This is a genomic window from Pedobacter sp. B4419 (assembly GCF_059693725.1).
Map to the genome: position 1 here is coordinate 2165628 of NZ_JCASSL010000001.1, position 15669 is coordinate 2181296.

The 15669-nt window shown below is 40.0% G+C and carries 16 protein-coding genes; 5 read left to right on the top strand and 11 right to left on the bottom strand.

Annotated features, from left to right (window positions below; all coding sequences use genetic code 11):
* Positions 1 to 2: 2 nt before the first annotated feature.
* Positions 3 to 1202 (bottom strand): GTP-binding protein, encoded by a 1200-nt coding sequence (locus AC570H_RS09030; RefSeq protein ID WP_497353873.1) that lies wholly within the window; start codon positions 1200 to 1202, stop codon positions 3 to 5.
* 179 nt (positions 1203 to 1381) lie between these two features.
* Here AC570H_RS09030 and smpB point away from each other — a divergent pair, with 179 nt between their 5' ends.
* Entirely contained in the window at positions 1382 to 1831 is a 450-nt protein-coding gene (smpB, locus tag AC570H_RS09035; protein ID WP_497353875.1) for an SsrA-binding protein SmpB, read from the top strand.
* Positions 1832 to 2130: 299 nt separating this feature from the next.
* Here the strand turns inward: smpB and AC570H_RS09040 are convergent, their stop codons facing one another.
* Positions 2131 to 2787, bottom strand: a complete 657-nt coding sequence (locus tag AC570H_RS09040; protein ID WP_497353877.1) for a protein-L-isoaspartate(D-aspartate) O-methyltransferase — start codon at positions 2785 to 2787, stop codon at positions 2131 to 2133.
* A gap of 208 nt (positions 2788 to 2995) precedes the next feature.
* Between AC570H_RS09040 and AC570H_RS09045 the strand changes: the two genes are divergently transcribed.
* Positions 2996 to 3676 carry a hypothetical protein gene (locus AC570H_RS09045; RefSeq protein ID WP_497353879.1) on the top strand — a complete coding sequence of 227 codons (681 nt, stop codon included), beginning with the start codon at positions 2996 to 2998 and terminating at the stop codon, positions 3674 to 3676.
* On the opposite strand, the gene priA is transcribed toward AC570H_RS09045, so the two are convergent.
* Together priA and AC570H_RS09055 are read right to left on the bottom strand one after the other, a co-directional pair.
* Positions 3673 to 6150 (bottom strand): replication restart helicase PriA, encoded by a 2478-nt coding sequence (gene priA, locus AC570H_RS09050; protein ID WP_497353881.1) that lies wholly within the window; start codon positions 6148 to 6150, stop codon positions 3673 to 3675. The two genes, AC570H_RS09045 and priA, sit on opposite strands and share 4 nt — an antisense overlap.
* Positions 6150 to 6536: a DUF423 domain-containing protein gene (locus AC570H_RS09055; RefSeq protein WP_497353883.1), complete on the bottom strand. Its 387-nt coding sequence runs from the start codon at positions 6534 to 6536 to the stop codon at positions 6150 to 6152. Before AC570H_RS09055 ends, priA begins: the two co-directional genes overlap by 1 nt.
* Positions 6537 to 6890: 354 nt before the next feature.
* On the opposite strand from AC570H_RS09055, the gene AC570H_RS09060 reads away from it, so the two are divergent.
* The 3 genes from AC570H_RS09060 to AC570H_RS09070 all read left to right on the top strand — a co-directional run bounded on the left by AC570H_RS09060 (position 6891) and on the right by AC570H_RS09070 (position 10795).
* A complete protein-coding gene (locus AC570H_RS09060) occupies positions 6891 to 7592 on the top strand; it encodes a porin family protein (protein WP_497353885.1) in 702 nt (233 codons plus the stop codon).
* Between the two features lie 198 nt (positions 7593 to 7790).
* Positions 7791 to 9374: a hypothetical protein gene (locus AC570H_RS09065; protein ID WP_497353887.1), complete on the top strand. Its 1584-nt coding sequence runs from the start codon at positions 7791 to 7793 to the stop codon at positions 9372 to 9374.
* 5 nt (positions 9375 to 9379) lie between these two features.
* On the top strand, positions 9380 to 10795 hold the full coding sequence (locus AC570H_RS09070) for a DUF5723 family protein (RefSeq protein WP_497353888.1): 1416 nt from the start codon (positions 9380 to 9382) through the stop codon (positions 10793 to 10795).
* Positions 10796 to 10868: 73 nt separating this feature from the next.
* On the opposite strand, the gene tsaB is transcribed toward AC570H_RS09070, so the two are convergent.
* From tsaB to AC570H_RS09105, 7 genes are all read right to left on the bottom strand, one after another.
* On the bottom strand, positions 10869 to 11555 hold the full coding sequence (gene tsaB / locus AC570H_RS09075; protein ID WP_497353890.1) for a tRNA (adenosine(37)-N6)-threonylcarbamoyltransferase complex dimerization subunit type 1 TsaB: 687 nt from the start codon (positions 11553 to 11555) through the stop codon (positions 10869 to 10871).
* Positions 11556 to 11891: 336 nt separating this feature from the next.
* Positions 11892 to 12122 carry a membrane protein insertion efficiency factor YidD gene (gene yidD, locus AC570H_RS09080; protein ID WP_497353892.1) on the bottom strand — a complete coding sequence of 77 codons (231 nt, stop codon included), beginning with the start codon at positions 12120 to 12122 and terminating at the stop codon, positions 11892 to 11894.
* Positions 12109 to 12507 carry a ribonuclease P protein component gene (rnpA, locus tag AC570H_RS09085; protein WP_497353894.1) on the bottom strand — a complete coding sequence of 133 codons (399 nt, stop codon included), beginning with the start codon at positions 12505 to 12507 and terminating at the stop codon, positions 12109 to 12111. Before rnpA ends, yidD begins: the two co-directional genes overlap by 14 nt.
* A 65-nt stretch (positions 12508 to 12572) precedes the next feature.
* Positions 12573 to 12731, bottom strand: coding sequence for a 50S ribosomal protein L34 (gene rpmH, locus AC570H_RS09090; protein WP_008241331.1), 159 nt, complete (start codon positions 12729 to 12731; stop codon positions 12573 to 12575).
* Between the two features lie 132 nt (positions 12732 to 12863).
* Positions 12864 to 13598 carry a LytR/AlgR family response regulator transcription factor gene (locus tag AC570H_RS09095; RefSeq protein WP_497353897.1) on the bottom strand — a complete coding sequence of 245 codons (735 nt, stop codon included), beginning with the start codon at positions 13596 to 13598 and terminating at the stop codon, positions 12864 to 12866.
* Complete coding sequence (locus tag AC570H_RS09100) at positions 13576 to 14637, bottom strand: sensor histidine kinase (RefSeq protein WP_497353899.1); 1062 nt, start codon at positions 14635 to 14637, stop codon at positions 13576 to 13578. Before AC570H_RS09100 ends, AC570H_RS09095 begins: the two co-directional genes overlap by 23 nt.
* A gap of 26 nt (positions 14638 to 14663) precedes the next feature.
* Complete coding sequence (locus tag AC570H_RS09105; RefSeq protein ID WP_497353901.1) at positions 14664 to 15494, bottom strand: LiaF transmembrane domain-containing protein; 831 nt, start codon at positions 15492 to 15494, stop codon at positions 14664 to 14666.
* Positions 15495 to 15669: the final 175 nt, after the last annotated feature.

Below are 15669 nucleotides of genomic sequence, written 5' to 3' on the forward strand. Positions count from 1 at the left end.
CGTTAGATATCCTGAGGAAAGGGATCATCAAAGGCAAAGAGATTCAAATCGATTTTCAATTCCTCCTTTTGTAAAAGACATTTTTCTAAATCAGCCGTGATTTGCTTGGCATTGATATCTTGTCCGATAAAAACCAGTTCATTGATTCGATCTCCCCATTGGCTGTGCCATCTTTTTTTGATCTGGGCTTCGTTATGAAGGTAATCCGGATACTTTAATCGATCTTGTGGTGCCATGCTTGCCCACCATACCCCAGCAGGCTCTAACCTCGACGAGCCACCGGCCTGCGAAAAACTGATGGCTTCATCTGGTCTAGAGGCCAACCAGAACAATCCTTTGGCCCGGATCAGCTCACTGGGATAATCTTGGTTCAGGTACTTCCAAAAGCGTGTTGGGTGAAAAGGCTTCGCATTGCAAAAAACAAAGGAACTAATGCCATAAGTTGCTGTTTCTGGCAAATGACTGCCAGCTGCTAGTTCTTGTTGCCACGATGCGCTCGCCGTTGCTTCAGTTGCATTAAATAAGCGCACATCGAGTATTTCACTGAGTTTTACCTTTCCAAAGCTGCTCTCCATTATTTTCGCAACCGGATTGAGCTTGCGAAGCAGGGCTTTTAACAAGCCCAGATTTTCTTTGCTCACCAGATCGGTTTTATTTAAAATGATGATGTTGGCAAACTCGATCTGATCGGTTAATAGGTTGACGATTGTCCTTTGATCCCCTTCCAGCGTAGTCAATTCCCTATCTAGCAGCAATTCATTGGTGCCAAAATCGGTATAGAAATTAAAGCAATCTACCACGGTAACCATTGAATCGATATAGCTGAAGCGAGAAAGATCTATCCCACTTTCTTGGTCAACATAAGTAAATGTTTGTGCCACCGGAATGGGTTCACTAATGCCGCTGCTTTCGATAAGCAGGTAATCGAACCGGTTTTCTTTGGCTAATTCTTCTACTTGAACCAACAAATCTTCGCGCAAGGTACAGCAAATACAGCCGTTGCTCATTTCAACCAGCTTTTCTTCGCTGTGCGAGATCACGTTTTTGTTCGCAATAAATTGGGCATCGATGTTGATTTCGCTCATATCGTTTACGATTACGGCCACTTTCAGGTCTTCTTTATTGGTTAGGATGTGATGGAGCAAAGTTGTTTTTCCTGCCCCTAAAAATCCGCTCAGAACGGTTACTGGTAGTTTTCTCATGTGTGCTGTGGATAATATTGAATGAAGCTGTTCAACGCAACTTCGATGCAAATATAAAAAGTCAAATTTTAAATGCAACATTATTGCATTTAAAATTTATAGACCAGTATTAGTCTAGGTATTTTCTTCAAAACGAGCGCGCATATGGATTTTAGCTAATAAATACCGATATTTGCAACATGTCAAAGGATATACAGATTAAAAACAAAAGGGCTTATTTCGATTACCACATTTTAGAAAGTTTTGTGGCGGGCATCGCCTTGTTGGGTACCGAAATCAAATCGATAAGGCAGGGCAAAGCCAATATGACTGATGCCTTCTGTACGTTTATTGGCAATAATCTATATGTACGAAACCTCCATGTTTCAGAATACAGCCATAGTTCTTTTTATCATCACGACATTAAAAGAGACCGCGTATTGCTATTGCAAAAAAGGGAGCTTAAAAAGCTAAAGGTTAAAGGCGAAGAAAAAGGCTATACCATTGTTCCTCTGCGCATCTTTACCAATGAAAGAGGCTTTGCAAAAATTGAAATCGGCTTGGCACAGGGCAAGAAAGAATTTGATAAACGCGATAGCATCAAGGAACGCGAAAGCAAACGTGAAATGGACAGGGCGTTGAAGTTTTAGGCTAGTTTTCAATTGTTAGTTACCAGTTGTTAGTTTTCAGTTAACAGTTGTTAGTTGCCAGTTGTTAGTTTTCATTTGTGAGTTTTCATTTGTGAGTTCTCAGTTAAGAGTTGTTGGTTAACCACCTCTTTCAATAATTTGTCATCCAGAACGCAGTGAAGGATCTATTAATAAAAGTAACTATAGATAGATTCCTCGTACCTCGGAATGGCAAAAGGGCTCGGGGTCCGGCATGACGAGTCTAGCTCGACTAACCCACTAATGAACCAATGGCCAATAAACTAGCTAATAACTAAAAGCTACCAAGCCTGGTCGCCTACCAAAGGCACAAAACGGAAGGTATCGAGTTCAATTTTATCATAATCATTTTCGCTTACGCGGATTACTGTCAGCATTTTCTGTGATTTCTCATCCCCTACCGGAATAACCAAAATACCGCCGATTTTTAATTGCTTTAACAGTATTTCGGGTACAAATGGTGCGCCTGCAGTTACAATAATCTTATCGTAAGGTGCATGTTCTTCAATGCCTTTAGAGCCATCGCCTAAAAAGAAATTAGCCTTATAACCCATGCCCGGCAATACTTTTAAGGTATGGGCATAAAGATTGGCCTGACGCTCGATGGTATAAACCTTTGCACCAAGCTCTAACAAAATACAAGTTTGATAACCTGAACCAGTTCCTATTTCCAATACCTTGTCGCCTTTTTGGATATGCAATAATTCTGTTTGATAGGCTACGGTATAGGGCTGTGAGATGGTCTGTCCATCTTTTATCGGAAAAGCAATGTCTTTATAGGCTTGGTTCCAGAAAGTTTCGTCGAAAAAGAAGTGGCGGGGCACTTTGCCTATTGCTTTCAATACCCTTTCATCGCTAATTCCTCTTTCCTTTAATAAAACAACCAGTTTCTTTCTTGCTCCTTGTTCTCGGTAATTATCTACAAACTTATACGCCATCTTGCTCCAAAAATAAGGGTTTAACACTAATTTAAGTTACTTTATATTGTTTAACGCATTATTTATTTATAACGAGCACAAAATCAATCCTAAAAATTATCCACTTCAATAAGGGGTGTGAAAAAATATATCCAAACCTTAATTTTAAGTACGGATAAATAAGCAAATAATTTCTACTTTTGAACTCGGTAAATTTTATCTTGATCGCATGAAAAGATTTTTAGCTAGTGTTTTTTGTTTGTTGGTGTCTTCTGTGGCATTTGCGCAGTTAGATGGTAATTATAACTATAGCATTGGACTTCGGGGCTACAGCATGATGCAAATGCCTAAAGTTTTAAATCAAACCAATTCCCAAGATTATACTCATGCCTATGCCAACGGAGTGATGATTAAGTTTAACGATAACCAGATCAGCTATCGCCTAAGCGGCAATTATTTCAGAAATGAAGTAACGTTCTTTAACCAATGCAGCAATTGCGAAATCGCTACCGGACATGTAACCGACTATTCTTTCAAGCTGGGTTTCGAAAAAAGCATCAATTATGCTATTGTACAGCCCTATTTTGGTGCCGATTTGGGTTTTAGGGCCAATCGTTTTACCGGCGAGATCAAAACCAATAATGCTAAAAGTGCCAGCTTGCCTTATACGGTAGATGCTGATAAAAACGGTTTTGTGATGGCACCAGTTCTTGGTCTTAAAATCAATCCGATTAAAAACGTATCCATTTTTGCCGAAACCAGCCTTGATTTCTACTACTCTTACGAAAGACAGGAAGCTACCCAACAAGATGCGGTTAACACCCGTAGCTTTGTAAAATATACCAAATGGGAATTCTTGCTTAACCCTGTTTCTGTAGGACTTCAGATCCACTTGATCCAAAGAAACTAGTAAGGATCTACATCGATCTGCGTAATTACGCTTTTAAAGTCTTTTTGGGCATTGAAATCCCTGATCGTATCTTTTAAAATGGTTTTCACCTTTTGTACGGGAGCCGATTTTTCTATTTTGATAATGATCTGCTTGATGTAATAGTTTCTGATTCGGGCCACCAAAGGTTGTTCTGGCCCTAAAATCCTACTTCCCAACTGCTGTCTTAGTGCCGTTGCCAATTGTTGCGAGGCCATGTTGAGCACATTTGCATCTTTATGTTTTACGTTTACAAAAATCAGTCGGGTAAACGGCGGATAATTGAATTGTTTGCGTTCATCCATTTCATCGGCATACATTTGCAGGTAGTTGTTTTCCATTACCTGTTGTATAATGCGGTGCGATTCGTCATAGGCCTGGATACAAACTTTCCCTTGCTTGTCTCTCCTTCCTGCTCTGCCAGCTACTTGCGCCAATAACTGATAGCTTCTTTCGAAAGCCCTAAAATCTGGGTAATTGAGCAAGGTATCGGCATTGATGACGCCAATGAGGCTCACATTGTCAAAATCCAATCCTTTGGCCACCATCTGTGTTCCGATAAGCACCTGTGTTTTTTTATCCTGAAAATCAGAGATGATTTGCTGCAAACTATTTTTGGTTCGGGTACTGTCTAAATCTAAACGGGCAATTTTTACATCTGGAAAAATCAAGCTCAACTCTTCTTCTATACGTTCGGTACCAAAGCCTTTTTGCTCGATATGTACAGAACCGCAGGCCGGACAAATGTTAATACTCGATTGGTGATAGCCGCAGTAATGGCAATGCAATTTGCCACTAGCTTTATGGTAGGTTAAGCTTACATCGCAGTTTACGCATTTGGGTGCATAGCCACAGGTAGCACAAATCAAAATGGTAGCATAGCCCCTACGGTTTTGGAATAGGATGACCTGTTCTTTATTTTCAAATGCCGTGGCCATATCGTCTATCAGCACACTGGTAAAATAAGAAGTCATCTTTTTGCGCTTCGTTTCTTCGGCAATGCTCACTACTTGTTGCATCGGGAGCTGTACGCCACCAAATCTTTCATTCAGCGTTACCAAGGCATATTTATCGGTTTGCGCATTATAAAAGCTCTCTATAGAAGGCGTAGCTGATCCCAATACCACTTTGGCCTGATGCAAATGAGCCAAGAAAACCGCAACATCTCTGGCTTGGTAGCGCGGCGCAGGTTCATGTTGTTTATAGGAAGCTTCGTGCTCTTCGTCTACCACAATAAGCTTAAGCTCCTTAAAAGGCAAAAACACGGCAGATCTTGCGCCTAAAACAACCTGATAAGCACCATTTACTACTTTATTCCAGATCTCAACACGTTCGTTGTCGTTAAATTTGGAATGATAAACACCAATCTTATCTCCAAAATATTGTTTGATCCTTTCTACAATTTGAGTTGTCAATGCAATCTCTGGAAGCAAGAATAAAACCTGTCCGCCATCGGCAATAGCCTTTTCGATCAATTTGATATACAATTGGGTTTTGCCCGAAGCCGTAATGCCATGCAACAGCACTACATCTTTTTGCTCGAAACCTTTTTGCACTTCGTTAAATGCATGCTCTTGCGCCTTGCTAAGTTCAAAATTTACCTCAAACTCGTCGCCATGCTCATTTAAACGGCTCACCTGTCGCTTCTCTTGGCTAAAAACATCTTTTTCAAGCAAAGCCTTTAGAGCGCCTTGTCCACAGCCACTTTCTTCTAATAGTTGTTGTTTGGGCACAGCCTGATCTGTTCTAGTCAGCTTGAGATAAGCCAACAGCGCATCTAATTGTTTTGGTGCACGCTCCAGAATGGCAAAAAGCTGTTTGAGGTTTTCTTCTTCTTTATAAAATGGATTAAGCCTGATAAAAGACTTGAGCAGTGGCTTGTATTTTTCTACCACCTCTTCGGCCACAATAATAACTTCTTTGGCAATGAGCGAATTGATGATTGGATAAACCGTTTTTTGCCCAAGCAGTTCAACTACATCGTCGATGCTGATGCGTTGTTGTTTTTGGAGCACCTGAAAAATGATATTTTCTTTTTCTGTGAGCTCCAGTTCTTCGGGTAGTTCATCTCGAAGAACCAATATGGTTTCGCTGGCCAGTTTGAGGCCAGTTGGCAAGGCAGCCGACATCACATCGCCTTCGTTGCATAAATAATACGACGAAATCCAATCCCAAAACTCAAATTGTTTATCATTGATGACAGGCGCTTCATCTACCACATCGATGATATATTTGGCCTGGTAAAATTCTGGAGGTTGCGTACCGATGTGTTTCACTAATGCGGTATACATCTTATGTTTGCCAAACTGAACCACTACCCTTTTACCCACAGCCACACTGTCGTTCAGCTCATAGGGCACCCTGTAGGTATAGTTGATCGCCAATGACAATGGCAATATCACTTCTACAAAGAGTGTTTCTCTTTCAGAAAAATCGGTAGGTTCGGCAAACTGCATTATTTATCTTTTAATGCGGCCAGAAAAAGGCTAATCCATCCTAAAATAAAACACAAGCCGCCAACTGGCGTAATGGGTCCAACGATATTTGCAAAAGTTAAGTGAAAGCCGTCTTTTAAGGTCAAAATATAGAGGGATCCTGAAAAAAGCACAATGCCTAAAGTAAAAAATACGTAGGCAAAACCGATGAGCTTGTTTTTATAGCGCGCGAAAGTAGAGAGGTATAAAAGGGCGAAAGTATGGTAAAATTGGTACTCTACGCCTTTCTGCCATATTTCTAGCGCTGATGCACTAATTGAACTCTTAAGCCCATGTGCACCAAAAGCGCCTAAAACTACCGCTAATGCACCAAAAAAGGCAGCGGTAAGGATGATCCGTTTATTCATAAATTATCGGCTTTATACGATCGCTAAATTAAGAAAATGCGCTTATAATCTCTGTATTCAACGAAAATAAACTGCTATAGTAGCCCTGATGGCTATCAGTTACATCTGCCCATGTATACGCTTGTAATACTTGAATTAATCAGGTAAAATCCTAATAACTAGACAAAAAATGGCATGTATCGAATGGCATTAATTAAAATAAATCTCTAGCCAAAAACAAACACAAAATACTAAATAACAATTAGTTACAAATAAAATAATAATTTCTTCTTAAATATTGGCACCGCTTTTGGATTGAATGATATAACTAAATCCAGTTAAACTGGACAATCTTAAACTGAAATACATACCAAAATGAAAAACTTATTATTAGGCGCGGCCGTATTATTGTGTACGGGATTTATGGCGCAAGCACAGAACACGACGACTTCATCTGATGCCAGAATAGGCGTTAAGGCAGGCGTCAACTTATCTCGCTTTAGCTTTTCAGGAAGCGATCTTGATGAAAATAGCGGCATCCAGGCGCTAAAAGATTATCAAAAAAGCAACATAGGTTTCAATGTAACTGTTTATGGTGATTTTGGAATTGCCAAAAATCTGATGTTGCAGCCTGGTGTTACCCTACAGAACAAAGGCACCAAGTTTGAAGCAAACGACGACAACCTAAATGGCTACCTCAAAACTAACCTGATGTATGTTGACGTACCTGTAAATGTTGTTTACAGTATTCCTGTACAAAGTGCAGGTTCGGTGCAAATAAGTGCAGGCCCATATCTTGGTTTTGCCATTGCTGGAAAAAACAAGACAAAAAACAATGCTGTTGATGGATCAGAAACCAGCACCGATATTGATTTCGGCAGCAAGGCTGATGATGATTTGAGCAGCATGGATTATGGTGCCAACTTTGGCCTAGGTTTTAGGATGACCAATGGATTTACCATAGGTGCCAATTACGGTTTAGGCCTAAGCAATCTTATTCCAAAGGATAGCAGAGAGGGCACTGATGCCAAAGTAAGAAACCGGGTTCTAGGTTTCAGCGTTGGTTATTCTTTCTAAGATTGTTAAACCTATCTTTACAAAGGCCACTTCGATACGAGGTGGCCTTTGTTGTTTAGAATCAATTGCTAGCCATTGATTAAAGGCAACTAGAATGCATAAAAATCGACATGGATATATTTACCAACATAAATGATAAGAATTAGGGCAAATTCTCGGAGAATTAGGCCCAAATAGATTAAATTTGTGAAGAAGACCATGAAAAGAATTTACATCATACTCAGTGTTTTATTGCTCGGAATCATAGCGATGGTCTATGTATATTTTTCCAATCTCAACACCGACACCAATACCAACGACTTATCGTTAAATGCAGCCACCGCAAATGCGGGAATTGTATTTAGCTTTGAAAACGACAAAAGCTTTTACGAAATCCTCAACGGACAAGACCTGTTCCGTCCACTGCTTGGCGAAAGCAAGACGGCCGCCTTCAAATCACTGAAGGAAAACCTGATCGATTTGCCAGAGATCAATGGATTATTTGATGGACAGAAAATTTATGTGGCCTTAGTTGCCGGAGCAAATAATGACATTGATTTTGTCATCAGCAGCCAAGTAAAACCCAACTATAAAAAAGATATTTCCCTGCGTGATTTGGGACTTAAAAAAGCAAAGATCAAACAGACAGGCTCCATTTATGAGTTAAGCTTTACCGACAGCACCCAATATTTCCTGGCTTTTAAAGACCAGCTTGTAGTAGTTTCTAATACTTTAGCAGCCATTCAGCAATCATTGCAGCCCAAGACAGCTCCAGACCAAAACTTTATTGATTACATTAAAGCTAACAGCCGTTTTAACAAAAACACTTTGGCCAATCTTTATCTCGACTTTAATAAAATCCCTTCCCTGCTTAAACAGGTTTTGAGCAATAATATGAGTGGCGAACTGAGCATTTTCAATAAACAGAACAGCTTTGCTTCTTTAAGCTATAATTTCAGTCGCGAAAAGCTATTGTTTAACGGAAGTACGGCAGTTAACGATCAGGATAGCTATTTCCAGTTGTTTGCCAAAATACCTGAGCAGAAAATCAGCATTAACAACATCATACCTGCAAAAACGGCCAATTACTGCCTCTACGCCATTAGCGATTACACCAATTGGAGAAAAGACCTGACGGTTTGGATGGGCAAACAAAAAGACAAGGACAAAACAATCAAGACGCTTGACAACATCAAGCAAAAATATGGACTAGATTTAGATCAGATTATTCCGAAATACTTTAAAAACCAGTTGGCTGTTTTCGAATTAAATACTGGTGAAAAATTCGGGGCAATTGCTTTGAGCAATGGCGAAAAGGTAAATCAGCTTTTATTGGATTTAAGCGCTTCCTATGCACCTGATATCAGGATTTTTAAAGAAAATTATATTCCATACAGTTATTTTGGTGAGCCTTTTAAAAAATTTGAACGTCCGTTTTATACCATCATAGATAATTATTTGGTGATGGCCAATAATGCGAGCAGCATACAGGTTTTCTTAAATAACTATAAAAACAATGAATTGCTCATTAACGATGAGGATTACAAGGGCTTAAGCGATCAATTGTCTTCATCAAGTACCATTTCTTTTTACATCAACCATAAAAATTCGAACGACATCTTCGGTCGTAATTTGAAATCACCTTATTTTAAGCAATACCAATCAAAAGACGGATTAAAAGTTTTTGATTCTTTTTGTTACCAGTTGGCTGGTGATAATGGAAAGTTTTTGACTAATTTGCTTTTGTATAAGAAACCGGAACAAACCTCAGTTAAAGCCGATACTTTGCAAACCATCCCTTAGCACAGATGAAAAAGAAATACCTCTTATTGTTTGGATTAATATGCTTATTTAATCAGCTAAAAGCCCAGCAATATGCGCTGTTTAACACTCGGACTTTATTTGATGCCTTTGAAAATCCGGCAGTAAAGGCATTCACGCTAGACAGCTCTGGCAAATACGCTTCTAATTTTCTTTTTCCAAATTTTAGCCTTAACGCGGCCGGAGGTGGCAGTGCCCAAGATGCATTGAGGATATTGGCACAAGAACACGTAAACGACACCAGGGGATTGCCTTTGGGCACTGGCGCCATGAACAAGCTCTATCAGAACACCAATGTCTACCTGCTTACCTTTAGGATTTTCAATTCTTATAAATACAATCAGGAAATCGGCTTTGCCTGGCAAGTACGTTCAGATGCGCATTTGGCCTACACTAATGAATCTTTGGCCATCTTCGACACCTACAAAAGATTTCAGAATGTGCCCTATACCGATATTTTTAATGATAAAGGTTACGCTCAATCGTATCATCAGTTTAGCGTAAGCATTAGAGAAAACTGGGATAAAAGATTGGCATTTGGCGTAAAGTTCAGTTTGTTGAGTGGCATTACCTACAACTCTGTTCGCATAGACGATTCTTATATCTTCGCCGATGTGGCCAACGATCGTCTAGATATTGGCCTTAATGGCACATACAAAGGCTCTTTTATACAGAGTGATGAGATTGATAAGAAAAACTTTATCCCCAATTTCAAAAACCCTGGTGTTTCGCTTAGCTTCGGAACTACCTATAATTCTAAATCTGGTTACTTCATTATGGGAAATATCAAGGACTTGGGATTTATCAAATGGAGCAAGAGTTCGCACATTGCGAAGTTCAATCAGCTGAAGAGCATTTACGCCCTCTCCACTCAGACCAACAAAGACATCAACCAAGAGATTACCGATATTGCGAGAGACATTGACCAGCAAAAAGGATTTTTTGCGCCAACCAATGCAAAAGCCGATTTTCTGATTTCCAGGACATTCGATTTTTATAAGCCGAGCTTTATTGTTTCTAAAAACTTGTTTCATCCAGGTGGCGATGTAGCCCTAGTGAATACTTTCAAGATCAACAAGTTTGCGGCGAGCATTACACCACTATACAATTTCAATGATTTTATAATGATTGGTTTACAGGGGATGTACCAAACACCAAACTTCGAATTCTTTTTGGGAACCGATAACATTGGAAAAAGTATTTCCCTAGGTAGAGGTATCAACAATAAAGATGCGAGCATTGGGAGCGGCTACGTAGGCGGTTCCGTTTATTTGGGCATGGGCATTAAATTCGGACGTACGGTAGAGCATCCACAGAATTTGAGCACGATGCCGGGTGTAAATGGAGAAAAAGTATACAAAGGCTTTTTCAGAAGCATGTACGAATTTTTCAAGAAATTGTAGGTAATAGCCCTAACAATTGAAAACTCTGAAGTACCTTAGATGGTAAACAATTACTTCAATGTAAAATGAAAGCCTAAAGCTTGTTCTTCGGGGTAGTAAACACGAAATCTTTCAGGTAAAAAGGCTCAAAATAAGCTACATCCTCAAAAATTCCCTTGGTAAAGGCATCGTAGGCCAATCTGCTCATGTAGTTAGCCGAATTATAATTGGCATCAGAAAAATGGGCATTGGGATGCGCCAATACTGGTGCACATTTGGCAGCTCCATCTCCAATAAAGGTCACAAAATTACTGTCGAGCTCCAAGATAAAGCTCTTCTCATCTATAATCTTGGCATTTACTATTTCTAGGCTTTGCAACTTATTGTTGTAAACCGCCGTAAATACTTCCATTCTTCGGGCATCGATCATTGGGCAAATCAAGCCTCCATAATTTGGATGTTGCTGCAGAAAGCCACTAACCATCATTGGCAAAGTACCTACAGCAATTAATGGCTTATCTAAGGCGAAACAAAGCCCCTTGGCAGTAGAAACACCAATTCGGAGGCCAGTATAAGATCCTGGTCCTTTGCTTACCGCTACAGCATCTAATTGCGCATAGCTGAGCTTGGCCATTTGCAACACCTCATCAATAAACAAAGTGAGGTTTGAGGCATGGATATTTTGTCCAGCGAGCTCCTTAAGCGCAACAGTTTCCCCATTTACAGACAATGCAACTGAACAAACTGGTGTAGCGGTTTCGATTTGAAGTATAGTAGCCATTTTTCAGGCACAAAAGTAAAGATTTATTTGAAAGAAAGAATAAGGAGCAAAGATCAAAGATTAAAGAACAAAGATTGAGGAGTAAGGAACAAAGATTAAAGGCAAAAGGTGGAAGGTAAAAGGTAAGATGGCAGATGGAAAATGGAAATGCAGCATAAATAACCTGTGGCTGAAAATGAATGACTTCTCTCCCAAAGAAAGTTCGGAATCGCAACGATTTTTGGACTATGGACTTGGTGCTCCATTCCCTGCGAAATCTTCGTACACTTTGCTGTTGAAAACTGATAACTGCCAATTGATAACTGACAACTGGCAACTGATAACTGATAACTAACGTCAAGGAACCGGATCGTGCCCGTGCCTGCCCCAAGGATGACAACTTGCAATACGCTTAATGGTAAGCCAGCCTCCCTTAAAAGGTCCATGCTTTTTAATGGCCTCTACCCCATACTGCGAACAGGTAGGCGTAAAACGACAGCTTGCTCCAAGCAAAGGCGACAAGAACAGCTGATACAGCTTGATAATGCCCAAGAACAGCCACGAAAACAATTGCTTAATGATTTTCATCTGCAGGTTGGATTTGGGCAATCAATTTTTGAAAGGCGTTAGACAGCTTCTTTTCAAAAAAACTGTAATCGTACTTTTCCTTGCCTACATATTGCAGTGACAGCAACAACAGGTTATCTGGCCGATTCAGAAATGGATAAAGCTTTTCTTCTTTTTGCAGGCGATAGGCTTCTCGGATACGCCTTTTGATCAGGTTTCGGTCAACCGCATGCTTGTAGCGTTTTTTGGCTACATTAATAACTACCTGCACGGGATATTTGTGAGGCTCTTCTACAAAAAGAAAGGTGATGCGAAAGGGATATAATAAAAAAGAAGAACCGTTTTTAAAGAGCAAGTCTAAATATTTCTTGCTACATAACCGTTCTTCTTTGTTAAATCTATTCATTTTGATTGCAGTTTGGCAGCATAGCTGATCTGCTAACTCCTCGAATGAGGTAAAGCAATCAAAAATTATGCTTTGTGACGACGCTCGTCAGAAACTGATAATTTTTTTCTTCCTTTTGCACGGCGTGAAGCTAATACTCTTCTACCGTTTGCTGTAGCCATTCTTTCGCGGAAGCCATGTTTGTTTCTTCTCTTTCTTTGCGAAGGTTGGAAAGTTCTTTTCATAACTGTATAATATCTTAACTAAGTTTTTTAAATAAGAGGTGCAAATATAACGCGATTTTTCTACAAATGCAAGAATGATTTCTTTTTATTTTTATCAACAAAACATCCCTGCCTTGTGTTGGACCATTTATACTACAAACCCAAGGCCGCTTTTAATTTTACATAACCTGTTTTGCTTACCGGCAACCAGATGTCAGATTTGAGCAAAACAATATAGCTGTCTTTCTCTTTCAGCTCAATTTTGGTTACTTGCGCCAGGTTAATGATATACGAGCGATGGATACGGATAAACTGCGAAGGGTCTAAGGTCTGCTCGAAAAAGCCCATGGTTTTGTTCTTATGGAAATTGCCTTCGGAAGTGCTCAGTTTTACATAATCATCATCAGCTTCGATGTAATGAAGCTCACTAACCGGAATGATCTTAATTACTCCAGCGCTTTTTACCACAATACGGCTGTTTTGTGCAGGTGATAAAGATGCAGTCTCTAATAATTCGCTGCTGCTTTCTTCCTTGGCCAGTTTTGATGGCAGTTTTTGCATCGCCTGTTCAAAGCGGATCTTTTCAATTGGTTTGAGCAGGTAATCAACTGCGTTTACTTCAAAAGCCTTAATGGCATATTCGTCAAATGCAGTAGTAAAAATTACTGCTGGCGGGTTTTCTACCAGCTCTAGCATTTCAAAGCCACTGATTTTTGGCATCTGTACATCCAAGAAAATAAAATCAGGCTTGTGCTGTGTAATGGCCTTGAGGCCTTCAAAACCATCGCAGCATTCGGCCACCACTTCAATATCCGGATAGTCTTTTAAATAGTGCTTTACCACATCGCGAGCCAAAGACTCATCATCAATTAGTATCGTTCTTATCATCTTTCTGCGGTATTTTAAGTGTGGTAATATACAAATTATTGTCTTTTGTTTCTGTCTGCAAAAGGTTACTATCTGCAAATAAAAGGTACAATCTGCGGCGTATGGCCGACAAACCAAAGCCAGTTCCTTTGCTGGCCTTCATATCTGGGTCGTAGGGATTGGCTACACAAACAACCAAGGCTTTATTCTCCAGCTTTACTTTAATGGTAATGGTTATGGCATTGGAAGTGTTGTAAAGACCAAACTTAATGGCATTCTCTACAATAGGTTGCAACAAGGTGCCTGGCAAACAGAGGCCCAACGTTTCTTCGGCAATTTCGGCATCTATACTTAAACGATGGCTAAAACGCACTTTTTCTATATCCAAGTAAAGTTGAATATATTCCATTTCTTCGGCTACGCTTACCCAAACCTCATCGTCTCTTTTAAGTGTGCCCCTTAAAAAGGCAGCCAATTTGGTAATCATGGTTCCGGCTTCGGTTGGATTTATAATGGTGAGCGCATAAACCGAATTTAAGCTATTGAACAAAAAATGTGGTTGCAACTGGTGTCTCAACTTGTTCAGTTCTGCTTCTTTGGCCAAATTTTGCGCTGTCAATAAGCGCTCTTGCGATTCGGACTGTTCTTCTATCCTATACCATAATATGATAGAAACCGCACACCAGCTCAGGCACAAAAAGGCTACCAGCGCTCTAAAAGGCAAAGAAAAATCTAAAAACTTGAGGTAATCTATTTTTTTGTTAAACAGGTAATGCAAGCCGTATTTAGATAAAAGTATGGCTACTAGCGTAAGTACGCCCGTTAGCAGCACCAAAAACAAGGCACGCTCTTTTTTGGGTTGGTAGTAGCCCAGCATATTGCTCAGCACTACACAGCCAATGGCCAATAGTCCATTGCTCACAATGCTATCGGCCAAGGCAATTTGCCAATTAAAATCTAATGTAAAATAAAGCATCGCGGACCATGCCGCTATCCAGCCTCCTAGAAAAATACTGCAGGCCAGCTTGATTTGCCTTATTGATAATGGGGTTGTTGTCACAGGCTGCGTTTTAGGTAAGGACTCTGTTAATAGTTTCTAATATCCACCCCGCCAAATAATGCCACCCCTTTTATGACTAATGTTTTGATTTCTCCTTCTGCCAAAGGCTGGATGCTTCTTTTGTCATCTAAGCCACCAAAAATTGCGGTTACTTCAGATTTTACTCTCCATCCCGGAGGAACAACGATTTTGGCACCACCAAAAATTGCAGTTACATCAATGCTTACTTCACCATCAAAATCAGCCTGGGTAAGGTTAAGGTCGCAACCGCCAAATACAGCTACAATTTCTCCTCCCTTAAAGTGTTTTGAATATACAGCCTGATGGCAGCCTCCAAATACGTTTATCGATTCGAGGTAGTCGTTGCTGCTATTTTTTTTTTCTTCGTCGGTAACAGGCTGTGGTTCTTCTGTTTTGAATTCAACAGCTTCTTTATCGCCAAATCTGTCTTGCCATCTGTTATGTCTCCTATCCCATCTTTCGTGCCTTCTTCTCCACCTTTCTTCATGATGCTTATAATTGCTTTTTGGCTTAAAAATGATGAATATGCCCAGTACAACAATTAAACAGGGAAGTACGATTTTAGTAAAATTGATGGCGTCTCCATAAGAATTGCTCAAACTGATGTACAAACCCACCAAGATCATGATGAACCAGCCACTGTGTCTGAATTTATGCTTGAAACCAATTAACAAACCTACCGCAACTAAAATATTGCCCCAGCTCAAAAGCCAGCGAGGCAAATCGAAGCCAATGTTGTCGAGCAGAATGAGAGCGCCTACAACGATGATGATTAATCCTGCCCAAACCTTGCCTGAGCGATTATCCACATTTGTATTATTATTATAGTTTTCCATTTGTTTCTTCAATTATTATACACCAAAGGTAATGCAAGCGTTGATGCTAGCCAATGGCATTCTCCTATTCGCAGGCCAATTATCGGTAAAAAGCATTAATTAATCGGTAAAAATATTAAAACAATTGGTGCCATGGCTTACCGCTCAGAAACAGGGCACAGCTAATTGCAAATTA

Coding starts and splice junctions, on each gene's coding strand:
- rpmH (WP_008241331.1), bottom strand. CDS start 12,731: ATGAAAAGAACTTTCCAACCTTCGCAAAGAAAGAGAAGAAACAAACAT.
- AC570H_RS09030 (WP_497353873.1), bottom strand. CDS start 1,202: ATGAGAAAACTACCAGTAACCGTTCTGAGCGGATTTTTAGGGGCAGGA.
- tsaB (WP_497353890.1), bottom strand. CDS start 11,555: ATGGCTACTATACTTCAAATCGAAACCGCTACACCAGTTTGTTCAGTT.
- AC570H_RS09105 (WP_497353901.1), bottom strand. CDS start 15,494: ATGGAAAACTATAATAATAATACAAATGTGGATAATCGCTCAGGCAAG.
- AC570H_RS09060 (WP_497353885.1), top strand. CDS start 6,891: ATGAAAAACTTATTATTAGGCGCGGCCGTATTATTGTGTACGGGATTT.
- AC570H_RS09045 (WP_497353879.1), top strand. CDS start 2,996: ATGAAAAGATTTTTAGCTAGTGTTTTTTGTTTGTTGGTGTCTTCTGTG.
- rnpA (WP_497353894.1), bottom strand. CDS start 12,507: ATGAATAGATTTAACAAAGAAGAACGGTTATGTAGCAAGAAATATTTA.
- AC570H_RS09095 (WP_497353897.1), bottom strand. CDS start 13,598: ATGATAAGAACGATACTAATTGATGATGAGTCTTTGGCTCGCGATGTG.
- AC570H_RS09065 (WP_497353887.1), top strand. CDS start 7,791: ATGAAAAGAATTTACATCATACTCAGTGTTTTATTGCTCGGAATCATA.
- AC570H_RS09070 (WP_497353888.1), top strand. CDS start 9,380: ATGAAAAAGAAATACCTCTTATTGTTTGGATTAATATGCTTATTTAAT.
- AC570H_RS09055 (WP_497353883.1), bottom strand. CDS start 6,536: ATGAATAAACGGATCATCCTTACCGCTGCCTTTTTTGGTGCATTAGCG.
- yidD (WP_497353892.1), bottom strand. CDS start 12,122: ATGAAAATCATTAAGCAATTGTTTTCGTGGCTGTTCTTGGGCATTATC.
- priA (WP_497353881.1), bottom strand. CDS start 6,150: ATGCAGTTTGCCGAACCTACCGATTTTTCTGAAAGAGAAACACTCTTT.
- smpB (WP_497353875.1), top strand. CDS start 1,382: ATGTCAAAGGATATACAGATTAAAAACAAAAGGGCTTATTTCGATTAC.
- AC570H_RS09040 (WP_497353877.1), bottom strand. CDS start 2,787: ATGGCGTATAAGTTTGTAGATAATTACCGAGAACAAGGAGCAAGAAAG.